Origin of the sequence: Tranquillimonas rosea (genome assembly GCF_900111315.1) — a bacterium.
In the GTDB taxonomy this organism is placed as follows: Bacteria; Pseudomonadota; Alphaproteobacteria; order Rhodobacterales; family Rhodobacteraceae; genus Tranquillimonas; species Tranquillimonas rosea.
Genome location: NZ_FOGU01000007.1, coordinates 108441 through 130296 on the forward strand (window position 1 = coordinate 108441; position 21856 = coordinate 130296).

Below are 21856 nucleotides of genomic sequence, written 5' to 3' on the forward strand. Positions count from 1 at the left end.
AAGGGACAGTGATGGAACGCCTGACGATTGAGACGCGCCCGATCGAGGGGCAGAAACCCGGAACAAGCGGCCTGCGCAAGAAGACCCGCACCTTCATGGAGCCGCATTACCTCGAGAATTTCGTCGCGGCGATCTTCCAGGGGATCGGCGGCGCGAAGGACAAGACGTTCGTGCTGGGCGGCGACGGGCGGTATTTCAACGACCGCGCGGCGCAGGTCATCCTGCGCATGGCGGCGGCCGCGGGTGCGCAGCGTGTGATCGTCGGGCGCGACGCGCTGCTGTCGACGCCGGCCGCCTCGAACCTTATCCGCACGCGCAAGACCGACGGCGGCATCATCCTGTCGGCCAGCCACAATCCCGGCGGCCCTGACGAGGATTTCGGCGTCAAGTTCAACACGCCCAACGGCGGGCCGGCCCCCGAGGAGGTCACGAACCGCATCTTCGAGGCGTCGAAGCGGATCGAGACCTACACCATCGTCGAGACCACCGATGTCGACCTCTCGGCCCCCGGCATGACGACGCTCGGCGGCATGGAGATCGAGGTGGTCGATCCGGTCGAGGATTACGCCGCGCTGATGGAGACGCTGTTCGACTTCGACAAGATCCGCGGGCTCTTCGCCGGCGGGTTCACCATGCGCTACGACGCAATGCATGCGGTGACGGGGCCCTATGCCGCCGAGATTCTGGAGACGCGGCTGGGGGCGCCGGAAGGGACCGTCGTGAACGCCGAGCCGAAGCCGGATTTCGGCGGCGGCCATCCCGACCCGAACCCAATCTGGGCGAAGGATCTGCTCGACCTGATTATGTCGGGCTCGGCGCCCGATTTCGGCGCGGCGAGCGACGGCGACGGCGACCGCAACATGATCCTCGGGCGGGGCGTCTACGTGACGCCGTCCGACAGCCTGGCGGTGCTGGCCGCGAACGCCCATCTGGCGCCGGGCTATTCCGGCGGACTCAAGGGTGTCGCGCGCTCGATGCCGACCTCGCGCGCGGTGGACCGCGTGGCCGAGAAGCTGGGCATCGACTGCTACGAGACGCCGACGGGCTGGAAGTTCTTCGGCAATCTCCTTGACGCCGGGCGCGCGACGCTCTGCGGAGAGGAAAGCGCCGGCACCGGCAGCGACCATGTCCGCGAGAAGGACGGCCTCTGGGCGGTGCTTCTGTGGCTCAACATCCTCGCCGAAAGCGGGCAGAGCGTGGCCGAGGTGATGCATGCGCACTGGACGGCGTTTGGGCGCAACTTCTACTCGCGCCACGATTACGAGGCGGTCGACGCCGATGCCGCGACCCGGATGATGGACGCGCTGCGCGACCGGCTGGACGAGTTGCCGGGGCAGAGCGTCGCGGGCCGCACGGTCGAGTCGGCGGACGAGTTCTCGTACCGCGATCCGGTCGACGGCTCGACGGCGAGCGGGCAGGGTCTGCGCGTGAACCTGAAGGGCGGCGGACGCATCGTCTATCGCCTGTCGGGCACCGGCACCGTGGGCGCCACGCTGCGCGTCTACATCGAGGACGAGGGCGCGGATCCGTCGACCTTCGACATGGACACGCAGGAGGCGCTGGCCGACATGATCGCCGCCGCCGACGAGATCGCCGGGATCAAGACGTATACGGGCCGCGATGTGCCCGACGTCCGTACCTGAGCCACCCAGAAGGAGATCGCATGGCACTGAAAGACCGGATTTCGGCCGAGACATCCGTGGCCGACGGCCTGGCCTACAAGTGCAGGACCATTCTCACCGAGGCGCCCACCGCCTTCGAGGCGCACGAGACGATCGCCCGGATGCTGGGCGGACAGGTGGACGGCGACGTCGCGACCTTCGGGTTCTGGACGCCGGAGCTGCTGGACCACCGTGTGCCCGATGGCGACGTGTTCCTAGAGGTGCTGTCGCCCAAGGGGCCGCTGGACCTGACCCGCGCGCACCAGGATGTGACGTTCGAGCGGGTCTACGTCCCGGTGGCGCGCTACGAGGCGCACAGCTTTGCCGCGGTGAAGGGGATGCGCGCGGGGACGCGCGAGGAAGGCGGCGACTTCTACGCGCTTGTCTGGCGCGATGCCGACGAGACGTGGCACCGCATCCTCGATCCTCTGGCCGCCTCCCTGCCGTTCGGCGCCTTCGCCCCGGCCGAGCTGTATGACGTGCGCTCGATGCAGGCGGCGCGGAAGGACAAGGCCTATTTCGAGGCCTTGCGCGGCGATGAGCCCTACAAGTTCAAGCCGCCGGTCAACATCCTGCAGCTGCACGTTCCCACCGCCACGGCCGGCGGCACGCTGGGCAGCCTGACGCGCCAGTTCGAGCGCCTGGCCGAGCGGCTGGAGGCCGATCTGCCCCGCGACCCGATGGACGAGCTGTTCCTGGGCTACGACGCGGTGCAACTTCTGCCGGTGGAGCCCACGACCGTCTACGAGATGGGGCCGGATTTCTGGCACGAGATCACCGGGGACGACACGGAGGTCGAGGTTTCCCTGACGCGGCCCGACACGACCAACTGGGGCTACGACATCGTCATCTCGGGGATGTCGACAGTGAATCCCGTGCTGCTCGAAAGCGGGCGCCCGGACGAGCTGGTGGATTTCGCGGCGGCGCTGCACAATTTCCCGGGCCGCTCGAAGATGCTGATCTTCGACGTAGTGTTCGGGCATTCCGACAACCAGGGCCTCAAGGCGCTGAACCCGCACTTCTTCGCCGGGCCGAACATGTACGGCCAGAACCTCGACTACAAGAACCCGGCCGTCCGCGCGATCCTGCTGGAGATGCAGCGGCGCAAGGTGGATTTCGGCGCCGACGGCGTGCGCGTCGACGGGGCGCAGGACTTCAAGTGGTGGGACCACACCGCCCAGACCCTGCGGCACGACGACGATTATCTTCAGGCGATGGCCGACACGGTGCAGAACGTGGCCGGCACCAGCTACAAGCCGTGGTTCGTGTTCGAGGACGGCCGCCCCTGGCCGCAGGAGGACTGGGAGCTGAGCTCGACCTACCGCGCGGTGATCGAGGGGCAGGACGACCCGGACGTGTTCCAGTGGGGGCCGCTGACCTTCGCCCACAACACGCCCTTCATCTACGGCTTCTGGCTGTCGAAATGGTGGCGCATCAAGGAGATGCTGGACGTGGGCGAGAACTGGATCTCGGGCACGGCCAACCACGACACGCTGCGGCGGGGTACGCAGGTGAACCCCAAGCTGAACATCAACACCCGTCTCGGCGAGACGAAGATGGAGATCCTCGACAAGGCCTATGACAACCCGGCGGTCGCGATGCTGACCTACACGGCGTTTCCGGGCGTGCCGATGGATTTCATCAACGCCACCTCGCGGGCGAACTGGGGCTTCATCCGCAACCAGGACGACCAGTACGGCGTGAAGGTCGTTTCGGAAGAGGCGATCTCGCTGAAATGGCAGGTCGACGAATACGCCTATTCCGTTCCCGCCAATTTCCGCCGCCTCAAGGAGCTGGGCTTTCCCGCGCGCGCGGACCTCGCGCGGTTCCTCGAGTTCCTGCCGGCGCTGGTCGAGGTGACGGATTACGATCTCGACCACATCGCCAAACTCCTGAACGAGGTCGAGCCACCGCTGGCCGGGCCCGGCTATTTCGACGTGCCCGTCCTCAAGCAGATCGCGCGGGCCTGGATGGACGACATGCACGAGTACTGCAATGTCGCGAACCGCGTCTCCGCCCTGGACCCGAACCAGACGCAGTACATGCTGGGTCTGCGGAACTTCCGCCGCGACCACCCGTGGCTGCGCGGCAACCTGACGGCCGAGGATCACTTCGACTACATCAAGCCGGTGAACGGGCGGACGATCTTCACCTCGCTGCGGCACGGACCGGACGGGCGGCAGGTCTACACGATCACGCACATGGAAGGCGGCGACACGGAGGATTTCGATCCCCTGCGGCTGGACATACCCGGCCTTGAAGGCGCGGGCTGGGTCTGCCAGCTGCGCACGCCGAATATCGGGCCGGACTACATTTCGGGACCGATCGTGATGCGCGACAGCATGGGGCTGGTCTTCACGCGCGGTGGCGCCTGATCCGATGCAGACATCGCAACGCTACATCGTTTTCGTCGCCTGCGCCGTCCTGGCGCTGGCGAGCCTGGGGCTCTGCCTCGTCTCGGCGTGGTATGTCCTGCCCTTCGCCGTGTTCGGCGGTCTCACCGCGCTCGGCATCTACGACCTGCGTCAGCGGTCGCACGCGATCCTGCGGAATTATCCGGTCATCGGGCATCTGCGCTTCATGTTCGAGGCGATCCGCCCGGAGATCCGGCAGTACCTGATCGAGAGCGACATGGAGGAGGTGCCGTTCAGCCGCGAGGAGCGCAGCCTCGTCTACCAGAGGGCCAAGGGCATGGTCGCGGCCCGGCCCTTCGGCACGCGCGAGCGTGTCTACCAGGGCGGCTACGCCTGGCTGACACACTCGATCGCGCCAACGCACCTGGATCACCACGATTTCCGCGTGACGATCGGCGGCCCGGACTGCGCCCAACCCTATTCGGCCTCGCTCTACAACATTTCGGCGATGTCCTTCGGCGCGTTGTCGGGCAACGCGATCACCGCGTTGAACCGCGGTGCCAAGAAGGGCGGGTTCGCCCACGACACCGGCGAGGGCGGCATCAGCCGGTTCCACCGTGAGGGCGGCGACCTGATCTGGGAGATCGGCTCGGGCTATTTCGGCTGCCGGACGACGGAGGGACGGTTCGACCCGGACCGCTTCGCCGAACAGGCGACCGAGCCGGCGGTCAAGATGATCGAGCTGAAGCTGAGCCAGGGCGCCAAGCCGGGCCATGGCGGGATGCTGCCGGCGGCCAAGATCACGCCGGAGATCGCCGAGGCGCGGGGCATCCCGATGGGGCAGGACTGCATCTCGCCCGCCGGTCATCGCGAGTTCGACACGCCGATCGGCATGATGCACTTCATCGGCCGCCTGCGGGAGTTGTCGGGCGGCAAGCCCGTGGGATTCAAGCTGTGCATCGGCCACCGGCGAGAGTTCATGTGCATCCTGCGCGCCATGGCCGAGACCGGCATCGCCCCCGACTTCATCGTCGTGGACGGGAAGGAGGGCGGGACCGGCGCGGCGCCGCTCGAATTCGCGGACCACGTGGGCATGCCGCTGGTCGAGGGCCTGAGCTTCGTGCACAACGCCCTGCGCGGCGCGGGCCTGCGCGACCGAGTCAAGGTCGGCGCGTCGGGCAAGCTGATCCATGCCTTCGACATCGCCAAGGCCTTCGCCACGGGGGCTGACTGGGCGAACTCGGCCCGCGGCTTCATGTTCTCGGTCGGGTGCATCCAGGCGCAGGCCTGCCACACCAACAAGTGCCCGACCGGGGTGACCACGACGGACCCGGTCCGCCAGCGCGCGCTGGACGTGCCAGACAAGGCCGAGCGGGTGACGCAGTTCCACGCCAACACGATGAAGGCACTGGCCGAACTGGCCGGGGCGGCGGCGCTGACGACGCCCGTGGACTTCCTGCCGCGCCACTTCATGCAGCGCGAGGCCGACCGCGACATGGCGACGGGCGACGAGGCCTGGCCCTATATCGCGGAAGGCTGCTTCCTGCGGCAGGAGGATGACGGTCACGGCTACCTGATGCGCTGGAACCGCGCCCGGGCCGACAGTTTCGCGCCGGTGGACTGACCTGGCGGAGCGCCTTCGGCGCATGGGACGTTCGGATGGCGCCTCTGGCGCCATCGTTTCGTGGGGGCGCTGCCCCCACGCCCCCGGGATATTTTCAGGCAGAAGAAGGGGTTCGGAGGTCGTCAGGCGGTGGTGGCGCGGCCTGCGAGATGCGACGCGCAGCCGGTCAGGGCGGCGTAGTCGTCTTCGACCAGGGAGACGGGGAAGGCCTGCATGAACTCGGCGAAGCGTCCCTTGGCGTGGAACGCCTCGGCAAAGCCGAACTCCTGCGCGACGGGGGCCACGGCGCGGGCCATGCCGCCCACCAGGTAGATGCCGCCGAAGGGCAGGTGGATCAGCGCGAGATCGCCCGCGACTTCGCCCAGGAGCCGGACGAAGACGCGGACCGCCTCGGTTGCCGTGGCGTCCGACCGGTCCGCGAGATCGTCGATGATGGCACGGGAATCGTGCGTGGCTCTGGTGCCGGCCTCGTCCGAGAGCCAGGCGTGGATACGCTCGAGCCCACGGCCCGAGAGCACGTCCTCTATCGCGGGGAAGCCGTGGGCCGTCTCGACGAAGCGGGCGAGGCGCAGCATGCGCTCGTCCCGGACCGGCAGGCCGGCATGGCCCGATTCCGACGGCGTGACGAGGCGGCGCGGCAGGCCTTCCTCGTGCACCGCGGCGGCATTGAAGCCGGTGCCGACACCGATGACGAGCTTGTCGCCCGCCGCCGCGGCGTCGCCTGTGGAGACCAGGGGCGTGACCGTGTCGACGGCGAGCCGGCCCAGGGCGTGGCCTTGGGCCTGGAGGTCGTTGAGGATCGCGACGTCGTCGGCCCCGGCGGCGCGGGACAGGGTCTCTTCGTCGATCGTCCAGTCGAGGTTGGTCAGCGACCCGCGGCCGTTCCGCACGGGACCGGCGACGGCGACGCAGGCTGCAGTGCAGCCGGCACCCTCGCTGCTGTCGGCGAGATAGGCCGAGAGCAGGGGCGCGAGACCGTCGTGGTCTGCGTTGCGGAAGCGGCGGACCGTCCCGGTTTCGACAATGGCGCCGCGGGCCAGGGCCACGCGGGTGTTGGTCCCGCCGATATCGGCGACCAGCGCCAGCCGGTCGGTCGCACTCGTCATCTGCGGCTCCTCAGCGTGCGATGGCCGTGGCGAGCGCGTGGTAGGACGCCTTTGGCGTGCGCTCGAGCGTGTTGAAGTCGACATGGACGAGGCCGAAGCGCTTGTCGTAGCCGAGCGCCCACTCGTAATTGTCCATCAGCGACCAGACGAAATAGCCCTTCACGGGGATGTCCTCGTCGATGGCCTGCTTCACGCGGGCGAGGTGGGCATCGAGGTAGTCGACCCGGGCGGTGTCGTTGACCGCCCCGTTCGAGACGGTGTCGGGGGCGGCCATGCCGTTCTCGGTGACGTAGAGCGGCAGGCCGCGGGTATAGGCGTCGTGGGTGCGCTTGAGGAAGGCGTGCAGGCCGTCCGGATAGATCTCCCAGCCCATCTGCGTCTTGGGCAGCGGACCGTCGACCTCCTCCAGCGCGGGCCAGGGGCCGTTCGCGGGGGCGATGATCTTGCGCGTGTAGTAGTTGATGCCGCACCAGTCGACCGGGGCGGTGATCGTGTCGAAATCGTCCTGCCAGCCGGCGGGCAGATGGGGGCCAATGCCCTCGAGGACGTCCTCGGGGTAGGCGCCGTTGAACAGGCCCGACAGGAAGAACCGGTTGTAATAGCCGTCGTAGGTCCGGGCGGCGCGCTGCGCCTCGGGCGAGTTGTCGACCGGCACCGCGTATTCGAAGTTGCAGATGGCGCCGAGGTTGTCCATGCCGCGCCCGCGCATCACCTGCGTCGCGCGACCATGGGCGAGCAGGACATGGTGCATGGCGCGGGCAGTGGCCCGGATGTCGCGCAGACCGGGCGCGTGGTGGCCCAGGAAATGACCCATCCAGCTGACGCACCACGGCTCGTTGATCGGCGCGGCGGACCAGACGCGGTCGCCGATCCGGCCCATGATCACCTCGGTGAAGTCCGCGAACCAGCTGGCGATGTCGCGGTTGGCCCAGCCGCCCAGGTCGGCGAGGGCGGAGGGCAGTTCCCAGTGGTAGAGGGTCGCGGCGGGCTTGATGCCGCGTTCCAGCAGGCCGTCGACCAGGCGGTCGTAGAAGTCGAGCCCTGCCTCGTTCACATTGCCGCGGCCCTCGGGCATCACCCGCGCCCAGGAGGTCGAGAACCGGTAGACGTCGACGCCGAGATCCTTGAGCAGGTCGAGATCCGCGTCGAGGCGGTTGTAGTGGTCGCAGGCCCGGCCGCCATGTTCGCCGCGGACGACATTGCCCGGCGTCCGCGCGAAGGTATCCCAGTGGGTCTGACCCGCCCCGCCCTGGGCGTGGCCCTCGATCTGGTAACTGGAGGTCGAGGCGCCGAACAGGAAGTCGCCGGGGAAGTCATTTCGGGTCAGTGTCAGCATGTGATCCTCGTCTGAAATCTCTCAACGGTCGCGCGGCGCGGGGCCGGTCGTGTGGCCGACCCTCAGCTCTGCCTCCAGCAGTCGGGTCATCGGGGTGGTGCCGGGATCGGCCACCAGTTGCAACAGCATTCGGGCGCAGAGGGTCCCGTGTTCGCGCACGGGGGAGCGCAGCGCGGTATAGATCGCCTCGTCCGTGCCGTTCCGGAAATAGCTGAGGTCGTCGTCGTGGGTCACCAGGGACACGTCGCGACCGAGGGTCAGACCGGCCTCTTCGCAGGCGCGGCGGATGCCGATGGCGATGATGAGCGAGGAGGCAAGGAAGGCGGTCGGCGGATCAACGCCGGCCAGCAAGTCGTGGGCGCTGCGGTAGCCGTGATGCTCGGTCATCTCGCCGTGGAGCAGCAGTGCGGGATCGGCGGCGATCCCCACGTCGTCGAGGGCGCCGGAATAGCCGTCGGCGCGGCGGGCTGCGAAATCCATGTCGGCCACGCCGTTGACCAGCGCGATCCGGCGATGGCCCAGATCGGTGAGAAAGCGGGTGGCCCGCGCGAAGGCGCGGCGGTTGTTCATGTCGAGCCAGCTGTACCCCTCGGTCGCGTTGCCGAAACGGCCGTGCACCACGAAGGGCAGACCGAGTGACAGCAAGAGCTGCAGGCGGGCGTCGTCGACGCGGGGGGCGTGGACGATGACGCCGTCGACGCTGCGGCGCGAGGCGAGGTCGCGGTAGATCGCTTCTTCGTCGCCGTCGTCGGCAACGGAGAGCAGCATGTCATAGCCGCTCTGGGCGTAGACGTCGCTCGCGCCGGCGATGAAGTCGGCGAAGACGGGATTCACCATCTCGTGCCGCGCGGGCACGGGGATGACATGGGCGATGGCCATGCTGCGGCCCGTGGCGAGGCTCTTGGCGCGGGATGAGGGGCGGTAATTGTGCTGCGCGGCCGCCTCGACGACGCGGCGACGGGTGGCATCGCTGACCTCCGGGTAGCCGTTCAGCGCACGACTGACGGTTGTCTGCGACAAACCGAGCTTTTCAGAGAGTTCGCGCAGATTCATTGGCCGTTCCGTTCAAAGCGCTTTCAAGCCCGAGAGACTTTAGGCAGTCGGCGCGGGCGGGTCAAAGCCCTCCGTTCGCCGCGCTGCAGCGGGGGCGGTGCGGCAAAAGGACGGAATTTTAGGGGGTTGCCATGACTCGGATTGACAGTTGAGATACGTTTAGAAACTGTTGCGGTGTTCAAAGCGCTTTGGCTTTCGGGCCTCGGCCATCGTGACGGAAACGACGTGCGGGCCGCCGCGCGCAACCGGGAGGATATGTCATGAAACGTTCGTTAACCGCCAGCGCGGCCGCCATCGGGCTGCTCGCAGGTGCGGCGCAGGGGCAGGATCTGCGGTTTCCCGTGGGCGAGGGGGCCTTCAACTGGGACAGCTACAATTCTTACGCCGACAGCCACGACTATTCCGGCGCATCCCTGTCGATCGAGGGGCCGTGGACTGGCTCGGACAAGGACCTGGTCGACAGCGTGATCGCCTATTTCAACGAGGCGACCGGCGCGGACGTGCGCTATTCCGGGTCGGACAGCTTTGAGAACGACTTCGTCATCGCGGCCGAGGCGGGCACGCCGCCGGACATGGCGGTGTTCCCGCAGCCGGGTCTGGCCGCGGACATGGCGCAGCGCGGCTATCTCGAGCCGCTGGCGGACGGCACCGGGGACTGGGTGCGAGAGAACTATGCCGCCGGCGAGAGCTGGGTCGACCTGGGCACCTTCGAGGGGGCGGAGGGCGAGGAGGACCTTTACGGCTTCTTCTATAAGATCGATGTTAAATCGCTGGTCTGGTACGTGCCCGAGGCCTTCGACGAGATGGGCTATGAAGTGCCCGAGACGATGGAAGAGCTCAAGGCGCTGACCGAGCAGATCGTCGAGGACGGCGAGACGCCGTGGTGCATCGGCCTTGGCAGCGGCGCGGCGACCGGGTGGCCGGCGACCGACTGGGTCGAGGACATGATGCTGCGGACCGCCGATCCGTCGGTCTACGACCAGTGGGTCACCAACGAGATCCCGTTCAACGACGAGGCCGTGGTCAACGCGATAGAGGAATTCGGCTGGTTCGCCAAGAACCCCGACTTCGTCGAGGGCGGGCCGGATGCCGTGGCCTCGACCGACTTCCGCGACTCGCCGTCGGGGCTCTTCACGCTGCCGCCGGAATGCTACATGCACAAGCAGGCGACGTTCATCCCGACCTTCTTCCCCGAAGGCACCGAAATGGGGCTCGACGTCGACTTCTTCTACTTCCCCGCCTACGCGGAGCAGGACCTGGGCCGGCCGGTGCTGGGCGCGGGCACGCTGTTCGCCAAGACCGTCGACACGGACGTGGCCCAGGGCTTCCTCGAGTTCCTGCAGACCCCGATCGCACATGAGATCTGGATGGCGCAGTCGGGCTTCCTGACGCCCTATACCGAGGTCAACCCCGAGGTGTTCCCGACGGACGTGCAGCGGAACCTGAACGAGATCCTGACGGATGCGACCACGTTCCGCTTCGACGGCTCGGACCTGATGCCCGGCGAGATCGGCGCGGGCGCGTTCTGGTCCGGCATGGTCGACTACACGACCGGCGCCGACGCCGAGACCGTCGCGCAGGACATCCAGGACCGCTGGGACCAAATTCAGTGAGCCTGCTGCGGCGCGGGGCATGATCCCCGCGCCGCCCGACGACGGGCCGTCGGGCCCGACGCCATAGGGGAGGACTGCCATGAGCCCGGTTCTGCAGGGACTCGTCACGATCGTGATCGGTGTCGCCAGCTGCGTCGCCTACTTCTTCTTTTCGAACATGATCCTCGACAAGGTTCTGTTTCCGCCGCGCGGCGAGAACGCCGGCCGGAACATCAACCGGGCGAACCAGTGGCGACCGTGGCTGTTCATGTTCCCCGCGATGTTCGTGCTGGGGCTCTACCTCGTCTACCCGGTGGTCGGCTCGTTCTGGCGGTCGCTGTTCAACCGCTCGGGTGACGAGTTCGTGGGCTTGGGCAACTACGCGATCCTGTTCAACTCTCCCGAGTTCCAGACCGCCGTCTTCAACAACATCCTCTGGCTCATCTTCGTGCCCGCGGCCTCGACCTTTCTGGGACTGCTGGCGGCACAGCTGACCGACGACCTCAAATGGGGCAACATCGCCAAGTCGCTGATCTTCATGCCGATGGCGATCAGCTTCGTCGGCGCCTCGCTGATCTGGAAGTTCGTCTATGCCAACGATTTCGACATCGGGCTGATCAACGCGATCCGCGGGCTGTTCGGGGCGGAAGAGCCGATAGACCTGATGCAGGTGCCGTTCTGGAACAACTTCTTCCTGATGGTGATCCTGATATGGATTCAGACCGGCTTTGCCATGGTGATCCTCTCGGCCGCGCTGCGCGGCATCCCTGAAGAGACGGTCGAGGCGGCGATCATCGACGGCGCGAACCCGTTCCAGGTGTTCTTCAAGATCAAGGTGCCGCAGGTGATGTCGACGATCATGGTGGTCTGGACGACGATCACCGTGTTGGTGCTGAAGATCTTCGACATCGTCTACACAATGACGGGGGGCAATTTCGGCACCGAGATCCTGCCGAGTTACATGATGACCTTCATGTTCAGGGATGATGGGCGGGCCACCGCTGTCGCCATCGTCATCATGGTCCTGACGCTGCCGGTGCTGTGGTGGAACATCCACAACGCCCGCAAGGAAATGCGCTGAGGAGGGACCGACATGAGCGATATCGCCGGACAGAAGAGCAGCCTCACCTGGGCCACCCACATCTCGGTCGTCTTTCTCGTCGTGATCTGGCTGGTGCCCACGATCGGGCTTCTGGTGTCGTCCTTCCGCGAGAGGGACCAGATCTCGGCCTCGGGCTGGTGGGAGGCGCCGTTCTCGGTCGAGCTGACCTACAGGACACGCGCCGACAGCGAACCCGAGCCCGTGGACGGTGGATACCGCATCACCGGCAATATCTTCGAGACATCCGAGGTGCAGGAGGCCTTCGCCGACGGCGAGGGCCGGATCACCGCCTTCGGTGACAGCGCCCGCGCGCCCGGCGGCTACGAGGTGGGAACCGAGGCGGACCTAGGCGACGGCGAACGGCTGACCGTGAACGCCGACGGCTCCTACACCTACATCGTGCCCGAAGAGCCGCGACGTCCGCCCCGCGTCTATTTCGAGGCCGCGTCGCCGCCGCAGTTCACGCTGGACAACTACCGAACGGTGCTGACGGCGGACAACATGGACCGGGCCTTCATCAACACGCTGACGGTGACAGTGCCGGCGACGATCATCCCGATCCTAATCGCGGCGTTTGCGGCCTATGCGCTGGCGTGGATGGACTTTCCGGGGCGCGGGCTGCTGATCGCCGCGATCGTGGGACTGCTGGTCGTGCCCTTGCAGCTTGCGCTGGTGCCATTGCTGAAGCTGCACCAGACCATCGGCATCGGGCAGAGCTTCATGGGAATCTGGCTGGCGCACACCGCCTTCGGGATGCCACTCGCCGTGTACCTGTTACGCAACTACATGGCCGGCCTGCCACGCGACATCATCGAATCCGCCAAGGTTGACGGGGCGACCGACTTCGAACTGTTCGTGCGGATCATCCTGCCTCTCAGCTTCCCCGCGCTCGCCGCGTTCTCGATCTTCCAGTTTCTCTGGACCTGGAACGACCTGCTGGTGGCCAAGGTGTTCCTGCCGTCCGGCGATGCCAGCAAGGTGATGACGGTGAAGATCGCCGACGACCTCCTGGGCTCTCGCGGGGGCGACTGGGGCATCCTCGCGACGGCGGCTTTTGTCTCGATCGCCGTGCCTCTGGTGGTCTTCTTCGCCATGCAGCGTTACCTCGTCCGCGGACTTTTGGCTGGATCGGTAAAGTAGGAACGCATGAGTTTTCTTGCGGACATGGGACAACCCGCTGCGCGGCGGGACGAGGTGGTCGACAAGGACTGGTGGCGCGGGGCGGTGATCTATCAGATCTATCCGCGCAGCTACCAGGACAGCAACGGGGACGGCATCGGCGACCTGCCGGGCATCATCCACCGCATCGACCACATCGCGCGGCTCGGGGTGGACGCGATCTGGATTTCGCCGTTCTTCCGCTCGCCGATGCTCGATTTCGGCTACGACGTCAGCGACTATCGCGACATCGACCCGATGTTCGGCACGCTCGAGGATTTCGATGCGCTGGTCGAGCACGCGCACGGCCACGGCATCAAGGTGCTGATCGACCTGGTGCTGTCGCACACGTCCGAACAGCACGCCTGGTTCAAGGAAAGCCGCAGCTCGCGCGACAATGCACGGGCGGACTGGTATGTTTGGGCGGATGCCAAGCCGGACGGGACGCCGCCGAACAACTGGTTGTCGATCTTCGGCGGCTCGGCCTGGGAATGGGACGGCGAGCGGATGCAGTACTATCTGCACAACTTCCTGGCCGAACAGCCCGACCTGAACTTTCACAACATCGAGGTTCAGGACGCCCTTCTCGACGTGGCACGCTATTGGCTGGACCGTGGCGTCGACGGGTTCCGGCTGGATACCGTCAACTTCTACGTCCACGACAAGTACCTGCGGGACAATCCGCCGCTGGCGCCGGAATTTCAGAACGAAAACACCGCGCCGGCGGTGAACCCCTACAACTTCCAGGATCACCTCTACGACAAGACCCAGCCCGAAAACCTGGACTTCCTCCGCCGCCTGCGCGGCGTGATGGAGGAATATCCGGCGATCACATCGGTGGGTGAAGTCGGCGAAAGCCAGCGCGGGATGGAGACGCAGCGCGACTATACCGCGGGCGACGATCTTCTGCACATGGCCTACGACTTCGACTTCCTCGGCTCGGTCTATCCCTCGGGCAGCCGCATCCGCGAAGTGCTCGAACGGTTCGACCGCATCGTGAGCGAGGGCTGGGCCTGCTGGGCGTTCTCGAACCACGACGTCGTGCGCTATTCCTCGCGCTGGCACCTCAGCGAACCGGCGCGCAAGCTCTACGCGGCGCTATTGATGTGCATGAAGGGGACCGTCTGTCTCTATCAGGGCGAGGAGCTGGGCCTGACCGAGGCCTACGTGCGCTACGAGGAATTGCAGGATCCCTACGGCAAGCGGTTCTGGCCCAAGTTCAAGGGCCGCGACGGGTGCCGCACGCCGATGCCCTGGTCGACCGAGCGCAATGGCGGGTTCTCTGACGTGACGCCGTGGCTTCCGGTCGCGGTGGAGCACATCGACCGGGCGGTGACGGTGCAGGAACAGGATGCGCAGTCGATCCTGAACTTCTACCGCGCCTTTATAGATTTCAGGAAGGGCCACCCGACGCTGGCGAAGGGCGATTTCGACATCGCCCGCGCGGATGACGCCGTGCTCTGCCTGGTGCGCAGCCACGAGGGCAAGCGCGTCTGCTGCGTCTTCAACCTGACCGACCAGACCCAGACCGCCGACCTGCCGGACGGCGCCTGGCGGCAGGATCAAGCGGCGCCGTTCGAGACGCGCCTGGACGACCGTACCGTGACCCTGCCTCCGTGGCAGGCCTTCTTCGCCGTGGGCGAGAGGGAACACTAACAAAGGGGAGGGAGAGATGGCCGATCTCAAGATGACCGACGTCGCCAAGGCCTATGGCAGCGTCGAGGTGCTATCCAACATCAATCTCGAGATCGGCAAGGGCGAACTGATCGTCTTCGTCGGACCCTCGGGCTGCGGCAAGTCCACTCTCCTGCGCATGATCGCCGGTCTCGAGAAGATCTCGGGCGGGACGCTCGAGATCGGCGGACAGGTCGTCAACGACATGCCTCCCGCGCAGCGCGGCATCGCCATGGTGTTCCAATCCTACGCGCTCTATCCGCACATGACCGTGCGCGACAACATGGCCTTCGCGCTGAAAATCGCGCGAAAGTCGAAGGACGAAATCGACAAGGCGATCCAGAACGCCGCCCGGATCCTGCAGCTCGAACCTTATCTCGACCGTCTGCCCAAGGCGCTCTCGGGCGGTCAGCGTCAGCGGGTGGCGATCGGCCGCTCCATCGTGCGTGATCCCAAGGTGTATCTCTTCGACGAGCCGCTCTCGAACCTCGACGCGGCGCTGCGCGTGGCCACGCGGATCGAGATCGCGCAGCTCAAGGAGTCGATGCCGGACTCGACGATGATCTACGTCACCCACGACCAGATCGAGGCGATGACGCTGGCCAGCCGCATCGTCGTGCTGGCGGGCGGCGGCATCAGTCAGGTCGGCACGCCGCTGGAGCTTTACGAGAAGCCGCAGAACGAGTTCGTGGCACAGTTCATCGGCTCGCCCGCGATGAACCTGCTCAAGGGCAGGATCGTGGGCACCGGCGAGCAGACGACGGTCGAGATGGAAGGCGGCGGAAAGGCCGTCTCGCACTATCCGACCACGGAAAGCGACATGGGCGCCGAGGTGAATGTCGGCGTGCGCCCCGAGGACTTCAAGGAAACCGAGGGCGAGGATGCCATCTACAGGGGCACCGTCGACATCACCGAGGCCCTGGGCGAGGTCACGCTCCTGTACTTCGAGGCGAAGAAGGGGAGCGAACCCCAGGTCATCGCCAAGCTGCTCGGCATCCATGCGGGCCTGAAGGGCCGGACGGTGCGGCTGACGGCGGAACCGAAGACGGTGCACCTGTTCCGCAACGGGCAGTCGCTGCTCTATCGGTAACGTAAGGTTAAGTCTTGGCGGCCCAAGCTGGCCGTCATGGAGGCCCGTCCGACCCGATTGTCATCCTCAGCGTGGGAGGCCGCGATCGGCGCTGCGCCGATCCAGCATGCGTGGACCTACGGGGCGGTGGCCGCCGACTTCGGAGCGGAGCCGCTGCGATATGAACTATGGTCGCGGGGCGCCCGCATCGGCCTGTCGCAATGCCTGATGCGGCGGACCCGGCTCGGTGCCGTAGTCCTGATGCCCCGTCCGCCGGTATGGGACCGCGCCCCGCGGGAGGGCTTGGTTGACGCGATCCGCCATGTCCTGCCGGCCCGCGCTCCGCGGCTGTTCCTTGCACCTACCGGGCAGGGAGCGCCGGTGCTTCCTCTGTCCCGCGGGAGAGAGGAGGCAAGCCTCGATCTGAAGCCCGATCCCGACACCCTTCGCGCCCGGCTCCACGGAAAGTGGCGCAACCGGCTTGTGCGGGCCGAGCGGGAGGGGTTGGTCTGCCGGGCGGTCTCCGGGATCCCCGAATGGCTGATCGCGCGGGAAGCGGCGCAACGTCGGGCCAAGGGCTATGCCGGCCTGCCGCCCGCCTGGCTCAGGGCGTGGTCCCGGCACGGAGCTATCCTGACCCTCGTCGCCGGAGCGGACGGCGCCGAGATTGCCGGCATGGCCTTTCTCGTCCATGGCCGCGCAGCGACGTACCAGGTCGGCTGGAGCAGTGAAGAAGGTCGTCGAAGAAGCGCCCATAACCTTCTGTTCTGGAACGCTTGTATCCACCTGAGGGCGGCAGGGGTGGAGCGGCTCGACCTCGGGCGGATCGCGCGGCGCCACGCGCCGGGACTGGCACGGTTCAAGCTCGGGACCGGTGCCGCGATCGACCGGGCCCCGCCGATCGGCCTCGCACTGCCTCACGCGCGGCTTACCTCGCGTCTTGCCGGGGGTTTCCTTTTCCCCGACGGCGTGAAATAGCGACGTGCCAAACGAGATCCCCGAGGAGGTTCGGAATGGAGATTCGCGAGGCGCTCACCTTCGACGATGTGTTGTTGCTTCCGGCCGCGTCCAGCGTGCTGCCGTCGACGGCGGATACGCGGACCCACGCGACGCGTGAGATCGCGATGAATATCCCGCTCCTCAGTTCAGCGATGGACACGGTGACCGAGGGCCCGATGGCCATTGCCATGGCCCAGGCGGGCGGGATCGGCGTGATCCACCGCAACCTGGACGTCGAGACGCAGGCGAACGAGGTCCGCCGCGTCAAGCGGTTCGAAAGCGGCATCGTCTACAACCCGATCACGCTGAAGTCCGACCAGACGCTCGCCGATGCGAAGGCGCTGCAGGAACGCTTTCGGGTGACCGGCTTTCCGGTTGTTGACGACAGCGGCCGCGTCGTGGGCATCGTCACGAACCGCGACATGCGCTTCGCCGAGGACGACGCCACGCCGGTGCGCGTGATGATGACGTCCGACAATCTCGCCATGCTGACCGAGCCCGCCGATCTCGAAGAGGCCCGGAACCTGATGAAGGCGCGGCGGATCGAGAAGCTGCTGGTCACCGACGGCGACGGCAAGCTCACCGGGCTCCTGACCCTGAAGGACAGCGAGCAGGCGGTGCTGAACCCCGCCGCGTGCAAGGATCGGCTGGGCCGCCTGCGTGTCGCGGCGGCCAGCACGGTGGGCGATGCCGGCTTCGAGCGGAGCGAGGCGCTCATCGACGCGGGCTGCGACGTCATCGTCATCGACACCGCCCACGGCCATTCGGCCAGTGTCGCCGAAGCGGTGAAGCGGGCGAAGCAGCTGTCGAACGAGGTCCAGATCATCGCCGGCAACGTCGCCACCGCCGAGGGCACACGCGCCCTGATCGACGCGGGCGCGGACGCGGTGAAGGTCGGGATCGGCCCCGGCTCGATCTGCACGACCCGCGTCGTTGCCGGTGTCGGCGTGCCGCAGCTGACGGCGGTGATGCAATGCGCCGAGGCGGCGGGCGACGTGCCCGTCATCGCCGACGGCGGGATCAAGTTCTCGGGCGATTTCGCCAAGGCGGTCGCCGCCGGCGCCTCTTGCGCGATGGTCGGCTCGATGCTGGCCGGCACCGATGAAAGCCCCGGCGAGGTGATCCTCTATCAGGGTCGCAGCTTCAAGACGTATCGCGGGATGGGCAGCCTCGGCGCAATGGCGCGCGGCTCGGCCGATCGCTATTTCCAGAAGGACGCCGCCTCGGACAAGCTCGTGCCCGAAGGCATCGAGGGGCAGGTGCCCTACAAGGGTCCGGCCGGCGCGGTGATCCACCAGCTTGTCGGCGGCCTGCGCGCCGCGATGGGCTATACCGGCTGCGCCACGGTGGCCGAGATGCGGCGCGACTGCAACTTCGTCCGGATCACCGGCGCGGGCCTGCGCGAGAGCCACGTGCACGACGTCGCGATCACGCGTGAGTCTCCAAATTATCGCGGAACGTGAGGAATGTCAGCGACTTGCGATAGGCTTTTGATGTCGCAGTTGAGGCCACTTCGATGACGCCGGCCGCGAGGGTAGCGGCGGCAATCGAGGTGCTGGACGAGATCCTTGCCGGCGCGCCGGCGGAAAAGGCGCTCACCGGCTGGGCCCGGCGCAGCCGCTTTGCTGGGTCCGGAGACCGTGCCGCGATCCGCGATCACGTCTTCGACGCCATCCGGTGCCGCCGCTCTTTCGCGGCACTCGGGGGCGCCGAGACCGGGCGCGGCCTGATGATCGGCGCGATGCGGGCGGCGGACACGGACCCCGCCGCCCTCTTCACCGGCGAGGGTCACGCCCCCGCGCCCTTGTCGGCCGCAGACGGGCAGGGCGCGCCGCCCGAGGGTCGGTTCGCCGCACTCGACTGTCCCGACTGGCTGGGCCCCGAACTGGAGGCGAGCCTCGCCCCCGATTTCGAGCCGGTGATGCAGGCGCTGCGCCTCCGTGCCCCGGTGACGCTCCGCGTGAACGCGCGCAAGGCGGATGTCGAAGAGGTGCGGCGGGCCTTGACCGACGAAGGCATCGAGGCCAAGCCGCACCCCCTTGCCAGCATGGCCCTGACCCTCGGCGCCGGCGCCAGGCGCATCGGGAATTCGCCGCTCTACCACGAGGGCTTGGTCGAGATTCAGGACGCGGCCAGCCAGGCGGTCGTCGAGGCCCTGCCGCTCAGGGACGGCCAGCGCGTGCTCGATCTCTGCGCCGGCGGTGGTGGCAAGACGCTCGCCATGGCGGCACGGGCCGAACTTGACCTTCACGCCTTCGATATCGCCCCGCGCCGGATGAAGGACCTGCCGGCACGGGCCGACCGAGCGAGCGTCCGCGTGACGCTGCACGACCATGACAGCCTCGACCGCGCGGGCACGTTCGACCTGGTGCTCGTGGACGCGCCCTGTTCCGGCAGCGGCAGCTGGCGACGCACCCCGCAGGCCAAGTGGGACCTGACGCCGGAGCGCCTCGACGAACTGACGGCGATGCAGGACACGGTGCTGAGTGAGGCAACGGCCCGCACCGCGCAAGGCGGGGTGCTGGCCTATGCCACCTGCTCGCTGCTGTCGCGTGAGAACGACGCCCGTGTCGCCGCGCTTCGCGCGTCGGAGCCGGGGCTGGACCTGCAATTCGAGCGGCGCTGGACGCCACGCGACGGTGGCGATGGCTTCTATCTGGCCGTGATGGATCGCAATTGATCGAAAGATCGGTTCACGGGCAGGATGTTGGTTAAGCCGCTCTTAACCCCCAGTTGCGAAGAGGGCGAAACGGAACGATTTCGGCAGGGTCATGCGGTTTTCATCGTCACGTCCAGCGGGGCCGAGGTGGCCGGCTTTCGCGGTTTCGGTTTCAGGCCTCGTTGTCCTGCTCGGCGTCGTGCTGGTCCTCTCCGGCTTCCCGGCATGGTTCGGTATCGTTGCCGGCACGAGCGGTCTGGCCATGCTCGCGGCTTTGTGGTGGGCGGACGTGCGCACGCGCGCCGCAGTCCGCGATCTCGCGCGGCAGCTACATGAGGACGACCCCGTGCCCTGCTTCGTGGGCAGCGGCCTGCGCTCGCTGACGCCGGTCAATGCTGCCGCCCGTGACATCTGCGTCGAGACCGTGCTGTCGACCTACATGGCGCAGCCCGAGAGTTTTCTCGACGAACTGGGCACCCGTGCCGCCACCGAACGTTACGCCGCCGCCGACCGCCGGCTGAGCGAAACGGCGATTCACGTGACGGCACGGTCGCTTGGCCAGGGGCAGGTTCTCTGGCGACTGGATGAGCGCCGCGTCGGTCAGACCCACGACCCGGTGCCGCGTGTGGCGCTCGACGCAGAGGACCGTGTGACATGGGCAAGCCCCGCCGTCCGGACGCTTCTGGGCTTCTCGCCGGAACGGCTGTCCGACTGCCTGGACGAGCTGCCGGTGCGCCAGTTCGGGCTGCACCAGCTTGCCGGCAGCGGCGGGCAGCGGCAGGTCATCCTGTGCGACCGGGGCCCTGACTGCGGTGGGCGTGACGTCCTGTTCCTGCCCCCGATGGCGACCGAAGGCGATGCCGCGTTCTTCGAACGCCTGCCGGTGCCGCTCCTGCGGCTGACCCGCGACGGCAGTGTCCGTCAGGCGAACAGGATGGCAAGAACCCTCCTGGAGATGGAGGCGCAGCAGGACTACCTCCTGCGCGAAGTCGTGGACGGCCCCGGCCGCCCGATCCACGACTGGCTCGACGAGGCGTTCGAGCGCAATGGCCCCGGCCGCTCGGAAGTGGTGCGCGCGATGCTGGCGGCGCAAGAGCTGCACGTCCAGATCACTCTCGGTGCTGTGGAGGACGGCGAAGAGCCCACGATCACCGCCGTCCTCACCGACGCGACCGAGCTGAAATCGCTCGAGGCGCAGTTCGTGCAGAGCCAGAAGATGCAGGCGATCGGCCAGCTCGCCGGCGGTGTCGCGCACGACTTCAACAACCTGCTGACGGCGATCAGCGGCCATTGCGATCTTCTGCTCTTGCGCCGCGATCCCGGCGATCCGGACTACCCCGATCTCGAACAGATCAACCAGAACACCAACCGGGCGGCGAGCCTGGTGGGACAACTGCTCGCCTATTCGCGCAAGCAGAACCTCCGGCCGCAACTGCTGGAGGTGCGCGATACCCTGTCGGATCTGACCCACCTGCTGAACCGGCTGGTCGGGGCCCAGGTCGCGCTGACCTTCCGCCACGATCCCGATCTCCTGATGATCCGGGCGGACAAGCGACAGCTTGAACAGGTGGTAATGAACCTCGTCCTCAATGCGCGTGACGCGATGCCGGGCGGCGGCACGATCTCGATCGAGACCCAGGGCGTGACGCTGAACAAGGAGCTTCACCGCGACCGCGCCGTGGTGGCGCCGGGGCGCTATGTCGTGGTCCGGGTGATCGACGACGGCATCGGTATTCCCGCCGACAAGATCGGCAAGATCTTCGAGCCGTTCTTCACCACGAAGGGCGTCGGCGAAGGCACCGGTCTGGGCCTCTCGACTGCCTACGGCATCATCAAGCAGACGGGTGGCTACATCTTCGCGGACAGCGCCGAGGGCAAGGGGACCACCTTCACGCTCTATTTCCCGGCCTATTCGCGTCCTGTAGACCTGACGCCGTCCGAACCTCGGGCAGAGGCGGTCAGGGACAATGCCCGCGCCAGCGGCACCGTCCTGCTGGTCGAGGACGAGGCTCCGGTCCGCGCCTTCGCGGCCCGTGCACTGCGGATGCGGGGCCTGAAGGTGATCGAGGCGGCGAACGCCGAGGACGCGCTCGCGCTGCTCGAGGACGCGGAGCTGTCGGTCGACGTGTTCGTCAGCGATGTCATCATGCCGGGAATCGACGGCCCGACATGGGTCGCCCAGGCGCTGGAACGCCGCCCCGGAACACGCACGGTCTTCGTCTCGGGCTATGCCGCCGAGAGCCTGTCCGAGGCACAGCTCCGAATCCCCCACTCGGTGTTCCTGCAGAAGCCGTTCTCGCTGGCGCAGCTGGTCGCTTCAGTGAAGGACCGGATCGAGGACGCCGCGTGGGCCGAGCGGGAAACGGAGGACGCGTAGGCGTCAGGTAAGCCATTGTTAACCCCACAAGGCGACCCTTGCGTCAGTTAAGGCTTGATTTGTTCCTCTTTTGATCCGATATCTCATTGCGG

Annotated in this window: 15 protein-coding genes; 12 read left to right on the forward strand and 3 right to left on the reverse strand. The window is 67.0% G+C overall.

Annotated features, from left to right (window positions below):
- Positions 1 to 11 precede the first annotated feature (11 nt).
- Genes BMZ25_RS13100 through BMZ25_RS13110 form a run of 3 tightly spaced genes read left to right on the forward strand, consistent with a single transcriptional unit; the run spans position 12 to position 5639 of the window.
- The gene (locus BMZ25_RS13100) at positions 12 to 1643 is read left to right on the forward strand and encodes an alpha-D-glucose phosphate-specific phosphoglucomutase (RefSeq protein ID WP_092694305.1); all 1632 of its coding nucleotides are present in this window, start codon (positions 12 to 14) and stop codon (positions 1641 to 1643) included.
- Between the two features lie 20 nt (positions 1644 to 1663).
- The gene (gene gghA, locus BMZ25_RS13105; protein ID WP_092694307.1) at positions 1664 to 4036 is read left to right on the forward strand and encodes a glucosylglycerol hydrolase; all 2373 of its coding nucleotides are present in this window, start codon (positions 1664 to 1666) and stop codon (positions 4034 to 4036) included.
- Between the two features lie 4 nt (positions 4037 to 4040).
- Positions 4041 to 5639 carry an FMN-binding glutamate synthase family protein gene (locus BMZ25_RS13110; protein WP_092694309.1) on the forward strand — a complete coding sequence of 533 codons (1599 nt, stop codon included), beginning with the start codon at positions 4041 to 4043 and terminating at the stop codon, positions 5637 to 5639.
- 122 nt (positions 5640 to 5761) lie between these two features.
- Here the strand turns inward: BMZ25_RS13110 and BMZ25_RS13115 are convergent, their stop codons facing one another.
- The 3 genes from BMZ25_RS13115 to BMZ25_RS13125 are packed head-to-tail and all read right to left on the reverse strand — an operon-like array spanning position 5762 to position 9134.
- Entirely contained in the window at positions 5762 to 6745 is a 984-nt protein-coding gene (locus tag BMZ25_RS13115) for a glucokinase (protein WP_092694311.1), read from the reverse strand.
- A gap of 10 nt (positions 6746 to 6755) precedes the next feature.
- Positions 6756 to 8078, reverse strand: coding sequence for a GH1 family beta-glucosidase (locus BMZ25_RS13120; RefSeq protein ID WP_218142546.1), 1323 nt, complete (start codon positions 8076 to 8078; stop codon positions 6756 to 6758).
- 24 nt (positions 8079 to 8102) lie between these two features.
- A complete protein-coding gene (locus BMZ25_RS13125) occupies positions 8103 to 9134 on the reverse strand; it encodes a LacI family DNA-binding transcriptional regulator (protein WP_092694315.1) in 1032 nt (343 codons plus the stop codon).
- Between the two features lie 260 nt (positions 9135 to 9394).
- Between BMZ25_RS13125 and BMZ25_RS13130 the strand changes: the two genes are divergently transcribed.
- The 9 genes from BMZ25_RS13130 to BMZ25_RS13170 all read left to right on the forward strand — a co-directional run bounded on the left by BMZ25_RS13130 (position 9395) and on the right by BMZ25_RS13170 (position 21764).
- Entirely contained in the window at positions 9395 to 10747 is a 1353-nt protein-coding gene (locus tag BMZ25_RS13130) for an ABC transporter substrate-binding protein (RefSeq protein ID WP_092694317.1), read from the forward strand.
- A gap of 79 nt (positions 10748 to 10826) precedes the next feature.
- Entirely contained in the window at positions 10827 to 11807 is a 981-nt protein-coding gene (locus tag BMZ25_RS13135; protein WP_092694319.1) for a carbohydrate ABC transporter permease, read from the forward strand.
- A gap of 12 nt (positions 11808 to 11819) precedes the next feature.
- Positions 11820 to 12968: a carbohydrate ABC transporter permease gene (locus BMZ25_RS13140; RefSeq protein WP_092694321.1), complete on the forward strand. Its 1149-nt coding sequence runs from the start codon at positions 11820 to 11822 to the stop codon at positions 12966 to 12968.
- Between the two features lie 6 nt (positions 12969 to 12974).
- On the forward strand, positions 12975 to 14642 hold the full coding sequence (locus BMZ25_RS13145) for an alpha-glucosidase (RefSeq protein ID WP_235859869.1): 1668 nt from the start codon (positions 12975 to 12977) through the stop codon (positions 14640 to 14642).
- 16 nt (positions 14643 to 14658) lie between these two features.
- A complete protein-coding gene (locus BMZ25_RS13150) occupies positions 14659 to 15750 on the forward strand; it encodes an ABC transporter ATP-binding protein (protein WP_092694323.1) in 1092 nt (363 codons plus the stop codon).
- A 36-nt stretch (positions 15751 to 15786) separates the two neighbouring features.
- Entirely contained in the window at positions 15787 to 16707 is a 921-nt protein-coding gene (locus BMZ25_RS13155; RefSeq protein ID WP_092694325.1) for a GNAT family N-acetyltransferase, read from the forward strand.
- A gap of 35 nt (positions 16708 to 16742) precedes the next feature.
- Positions 16743 to 18191, forward strand: a complete 1449-nt coding sequence (guaB, locus tag BMZ25_RS13160) for an IMP dehydrogenase (protein ID WP_092694327.1) — start codon at positions 16743 to 16745, stop codon at positions 18189 to 18191.
- 53 nt (positions 18192 to 18244) lie between these two features.
- On the forward strand, positions 18245 to 19408 hold the full coding sequence (locus tag BMZ25_RS13165) for an RsmB/NOP family class I SAM-dependent RNA methyltransferase (RefSeq protein WP_092694329.1): 1164 nt from the start codon (positions 18245 to 18247) through the stop codon (positions 19406 to 19408).
- 241 nt (positions 19409 to 19649) lie between these two features.
- Positions 19650 to 21764: an ATP-binding protein gene (locus tag BMZ25_RS13170; protein ID WP_235859870.1), complete on the forward strand. Its 2115-nt coding sequence runs from the start codon at positions 19650 to 19652 to the stop codon at positions 21762 to 21764.
- The last annotated feature ends 92 nt before the right edge of the window (positions 21765 to 21856 follow it).